General features: G+C 30.7%; 6 protein-coding genes. All 6 read left to right on the top strand.

Going from position 1 to position 4,387, the window contains the following annotated elements; genetic code table 11:
* The first annotated feature begins 3 nt into the window (after positions 1 to 3).
* Positions 4 to 450: a DUF1473 family protein gene (locus HNP68_RS06045; RefSeq protein ID WP_183221456.1), complete on the top strand. Its 447-nt coding sequence runs from the start codon at positions 4 to 6 to the stop codon at positions 448 to 450.
* Positions 447 to 686, top strand: a complete 240-nt coding sequence (locus HNP68_RS06040) for a DUF1322 family protein (protein ID WP_183221455.1) — start codon at positions 447 to 449, stop codon at positions 684 to 686. The genes HNP68_RS06045 and HNP68_RS06040 overlap by 4 nt, the downstream gene beginning before the upstream one ends.
* A 7-nt stretch (positions 687 to 693) precedes the next feature.
* Positions 694 to 2,022: a DUF759 family protein gene (locus HNP68_RS06035; protein WP_183221453.1), complete on the top strand. Its 1,329-nt coding sequence runs from the start codon at positions 694 to 696 to the stop codon at positions 2,020 to 2,022.
* 122 nt (positions 2,023 to 2,144) lie between these two features.
* Positions 2,145 to 2,705, top strand: coding sequence for a DUF792 family protein (locus tag HNP68_RS06030; RefSeq protein WP_235684954.1), 561 nt, complete (start codon positions 2,145 to 2,147; stop codon positions 2,703 to 2,705).
* Positions 2,706 to 2,708: 3 nt separating this feature from the next.
* On the top strand, positions 2,709 to 3,659 hold the full coding sequence (locus HNP68_RS06025; protein ID WP_183221449.1) for a DUF693 family protein: 951 nt from the start codon (positions 2,709 to 2,711) through the stop codon (positions 3,657 to 3,659).
* Between the two features lie 12 nt (positions 3,660 to 3,671).
* Positions 3,672 to 4,229 (top strand): DUF777 family protein, encoded by a 558-nt coding sequence (locus HNP68_RS06020; protein ID WP_183221447.1) that lies wholly within the window; start codon positions 3,672 to 3,674, stop codon positions 4,227 to 4,229.
* The last annotated feature ends 158 nt before the right edge of the window (positions 4,230 to 4,387 follow it).

The following is a 4,387-nucleotide window of genomic DNA, read 5'->3' as shown; positions in this document are numbered from 1 at the left end:
TCTATGATAATGAGATATAAAATGAAAATTTTAACCAAAAATAAAACATATGAATACCCACTTAGAGTATTACCAGTCTATGAATGGGATAGAGTGCTAGGATTTAATCAAAGCGACGCCATTTATAAGCTTAATGAGGTGAAATATTTAAGAGAAATTACAAGCTTAATGATAAGCCCAAAATTTTTAGATGAATTTTATGTAATTTTAGATGCAAATAGAGAATTTATATCTTACTATAAGGACTATCTTGTTGCTATTATCTACACCGCACAATTCAATACTTTTCAAGCAGATAATGACCTTAAAAAACCCGCTTTAGTATTTTTAAGTGAATATGAAAACAATGTTGGTGATTTTGTTACTTATGACTATATCAATGATAATTTTGATTATGCAAAAGTAACTTCTTCACTTACATCAAATTCTACTGAATTGGTTGCTAAATGAGCAAAAAAATAAGTAGAGATATTGACAAAACTATTGCAAGCCTTAATGAGAGCAGAAAAAAGTATTTCGCCTTACTTGATAAAATTAAAAACGATAAATACTATTTTCCAGTAATTATGAATATTTGCTCATATGATGATGTTAAGAAAATGCCTTATGATGAGCTTTTAGAAGTTAATCGTATAGCTGATCTAAAACTAGAAAAAGAATTGTATGAATTAATTTTAGGTAAATGAGGGCTTAATGAGCGACAAATTCACCATTAAATTTAAAGGTGTTCTTGATCATGCAGCAACAAAAAAGGCTATTGAACAAGATATTACCAAAATGGAAAAATATCTTAAACCTAAAAAATCTAATTTGGGTAGTACTAAAGATATTGTAAAAAGTAATTTGTCCGATAAGAAAAAAGAACTAAGCAAACAATCTAAATTTGAAAGCTTAAGAGAGCGTGTTGAGAAATATAGGCTAACACAAACTAAAAAGCTTATGAAACAAGGTATGGGCTTTGAAAAAGCTAGAAAAGAGGCTTTCAAAAGGTCTTTAATGTCTGATAGAGATAAAAGACGCCTTGAGTATAAAGAACTTGCAAAAGAATCAAAAGCAAAAAGTAAACTGCTAGCAGCCTCTCAAGGAAAAGGACTTGTTGCCAAAATTGCCATAGGTAGTGCCCTAGGAAATGTTATTGGTAATGCTATGAGCAAAATTGGAGGCGGACTTATTGGGTTTTTATATGGTTTTGCAAAAAAATCAGTTGAAGATAAAGCAAAACAAGATGATTTAAAACAACTCAATAATGTGATTTATACGGAAAAAGAACGAACTAAAATTTGGAACGAACTTGAAAAAATGAAAGGATTTGAACGCAACTTAGAAAAAGAAGACTTGCTGCGAACAGCAAGTGTACTTAGAGGCCACTTAAGAGAATTGGGGCTTAATGATAAAGAGGGAGAAAATACATCGAATGCAGCAATACTTGCAGCTCGCTTTAAAAGTATTGGTCTTGCGGGTAGCAACGAAAGCGCCGTTGAAATTGTTAGCGAAATGCTTTTGGGGAATATGCAAAAAGCTTATGATTTGATGAAACCTATAGATAAATTTGGGAAAAAATATTTAGAATCTGCTAGAAGTTTACTGGAAATGAAGACTAAAGAAGGGGGAGATTTAAAATTGCGCCCGCAGGCAATTAAGGATTTAATGAGAGATCTACTATCTTTAAAGATTACAGGACATTCTGATGAACTTAATAGAGCTAAAAGTAATTTAGCCAAATTAGAGCAAAATCTTCAAAACGCAACCACTAAGGTTTTGATGCCAATAATCGGGAAAATTTCCGATTTGATTGAGAAAGTTATGAACTTTAATTTTAAGGATTTGATAAACGATATAGTCAACGGCATAAGAGATGGTGTAAAAGGGGTTTTTGGCGGAATTAAAAACATTGGTAGCAAAGTAGGTGGTGTTGTTAGTACGGGCTTTAGTTACATTAATCCTTTTGGTGATAATTTTTTAGGCGGATTTTTCAATTCTCGTGGGCATAACAATAACGATGACTTTGGCAACTTTCCATAAAAGGTGATTTTATGAATATTACAAACATAAATATTGGCGATGAAGCTAAAACAACAACACCTGTAGAACAAGAAAATTCTGCGGGCATTAAAGATAAATGCAATAATAGAGAAGAGGGGGAAATGTCTTGTGAAGAGATTATGCGATTATTTAAAGATGTATCAACTCAAGTATTTTCCCTTTTTGGAGCAGATAATTTTTTAGTGCTATTCCCACGACAAGATTTAAAAGGTTTTGGTTATGTGCCACAATTGTTTTTTATAAAACCAAAAACCGAGCTTATAACACGGACTTACAACACTAGTTGCTCTAAGCGCCCGGTTATCAACTATTATGATAGAAAAGCGGAATATGTAAGCTACAACCCCGTAATGACTGGAGAACATATCTCATTAAACGGTGGGGTACTAACTTCTCTTTACAAAGAAATGCTTTACCCACTTAAAATGACTGTTTTTGGTAATTCTTTACTCCGTTTTGATGTCCACCTTGCAAAAGAGCAATTAGCAAACAGAATACAAGCTCAAGTTCCTTTTACTATCTACAGTCCAACTTTTGGTCTAAAAGAATTGGCCATAATTACTAGCCTTACATTTAAGGACACTCCATTTATTGATGAAGTTGAAGTGAGTCTTTCAATAGAAGTAGTAAAAACATTTGCACCAGAAAAATATAAAGGATAATCAATGTTTTTAAGTTATGACTTTAAAATCGAATTTTACAACGAAAAACAATCTTCAAAAAAAGATACAAAAAATGGGGATTCTTTTCCAGAGGAAAATCCTAAAATTGTTATCACCACACAATGTGGAATTCATGTTGATATTACTATCGCTAATGTATTTTCAAATTATAATTTTGTAAAATCAAAACAAGCAAAAATTGTACTTTGGAACTTACCTCTAGACTTTACAGACCACATTAAATTTGGAGATATAGTAAAAATATATTATAAGAAATTTGCTTATGAAAAAAACTTTGATTTTATAATGGCCGGTTATCTAGGGACTCCCATGAGCACTGATTATCCTGGTGGAGATTTTAGTGTTGAGCTTGATGTTCGTTTAGCAGTTAGTAGCAACTTCTTCAATAGAGAGTTAGAGAACAAAAGCTTTAAAGGTATGACGGTTGAAAATGCAATAAAATCTGTATTTCCTAATCGTAATATCATTACCATGGATGAAGAAGATAAACTTGAAGTGATTGACAAAAATATTTATGCCTCAACACCAAAAGAGTTTATTGAAAAAATAAAAGGGGTATACATTCATAATGTAATAGCTGATTGTGGTACCAATGAATCCCAAATTGAATGTATTTACATTTTTACTAAAGATAGCAAAACTAAAACGGCTGAGAACTATAAAGCTTTAGAAGATTATGGACTTGAATTTATACCTCAACAAGAAATTACAGTTGAAAGCGAATACAATCTAAAGCGTATATATTGGAACGCTAAACTATTCTATACACATAAAATAAGAGTTGGGGATAAAGTTTCATTTATAGATGGACTAGGGAATATTATCAAAAACACTGTATTAGAGACAAGCGTAGCACTTAGCAATACAGGAGATTGTTCATTAACACTTAAGCTATATGATGAGGCTAATACTTCACCTATGCCTAAATACTAAAGGGGATTTAGAATGACTAAAGACTATAAAATTTACAGAATGAATCAGCGCCTTTATGGACATGCGTTGGCACAAGAAGATGTAAAAAATTGGATTTATTCAAATATTTTCATAACTCGAATTGGCACTGTAAAAGAATTTAAACAGCAAACACAAGAGGCTGTAGTTATAATACCAGAATTTGAAGACTTAGAAATTCAAACAAAAAATATTTCTAATATCAGTTTTGAACTATCAAAAGGTGATACTGTTATACTACTTCAATCAAGCATTAACATTTTTGATAAAAATGACGATATTCATTTTGATAAGCATCATTTTTATATACTTAGCGCAATTAGTCCAAAAACTTTAAATTTAATTTCTGATACTGTTAAAATAAAAGCAAATAGTAGAATTGAAATAGCTAACCAAACAACTAGCTTAAAAAAAATTTTAGATAATATTGTGAGCGCTATTAACGGTATAACAATAATATTCGATGAAAAAAACATTCCAGCAATTGAAAAAGTAAGTTTAGGAATAAAAACCACTAGAATTTCTAATGATATAAACAATTTGTTTAAGTAATTTTTGCTAAATATGGTATAATTATTAGTATGGATTTAAGAATTAGTAATGATTTTAAATTGGTATTTAATAACGATGTATCAATTGTTGATGGAATTGATGAGCAAAAACAAAAACTGTTTTTATTCTTAAAAACACTAAAGGGAAGTTTAAGCTAT

Source organism: Borreliella yangtzensis, assembly GCF_014201775.1.
GTDB classification, from domain to species: Bacteria; Spirochaetota; Spirochaetia; order Borreliales; family Borreliaceae; genus Borreliella; species Borreliella yangtzensis.
The sequence above is the reverse complement of the archived record's forward strand: the minus strand, read 5'-3'. Positions and strand labels throughout refer to the sequence as shown.

What these genes read in the sequence shown, in the direction of transcription:
- HNP68_RS06040 (WP_183221455.1), top strand. Translation starts at nt 447, where the DNA reads ATGAGCAAAAAAATAAGTAGAGATATTGACAAAACTATTGCAAGCCTT.
- HNP68_RS06030 (WP_235684954.1), top strand. Translation starts at nt 2,145, where the DNA reads ATGTCTTGTGAAGAGATTATGCGATTATTTAAAGATGTATCAACTCAA.
- HNP68_RS06025 (WP_183221449.1), top strand. Translation starts at nt 2,709, where the DNA reads ATGTTTTTAAGTTATGACTTTAAAATCGAATTTTACAACGAAAAACAA.
- HNP68_RS06020 (WP_183221447.1), top strand. Translation starts at nt 3,672, where the DNA reads ATGACTAAAGACTATAAAATTTACAGAATGAATCAGCGCCTTTATGGA.
- HNP68_RS06035 (WP_183221453.1), top strand. Translation starts at nt 694, where the DNA reads ATGAGCGACAAATTCACCATTAAATTTAAAGGTGTTCTTGATCATGCA.
- HNP68_RS06045 (WP_183221456.1), top strand. Translation starts at nt 4, where the DNA reads ATGATAATGAGATATAAAATGAAAATTTTAACCAAAAATAAAACATAT.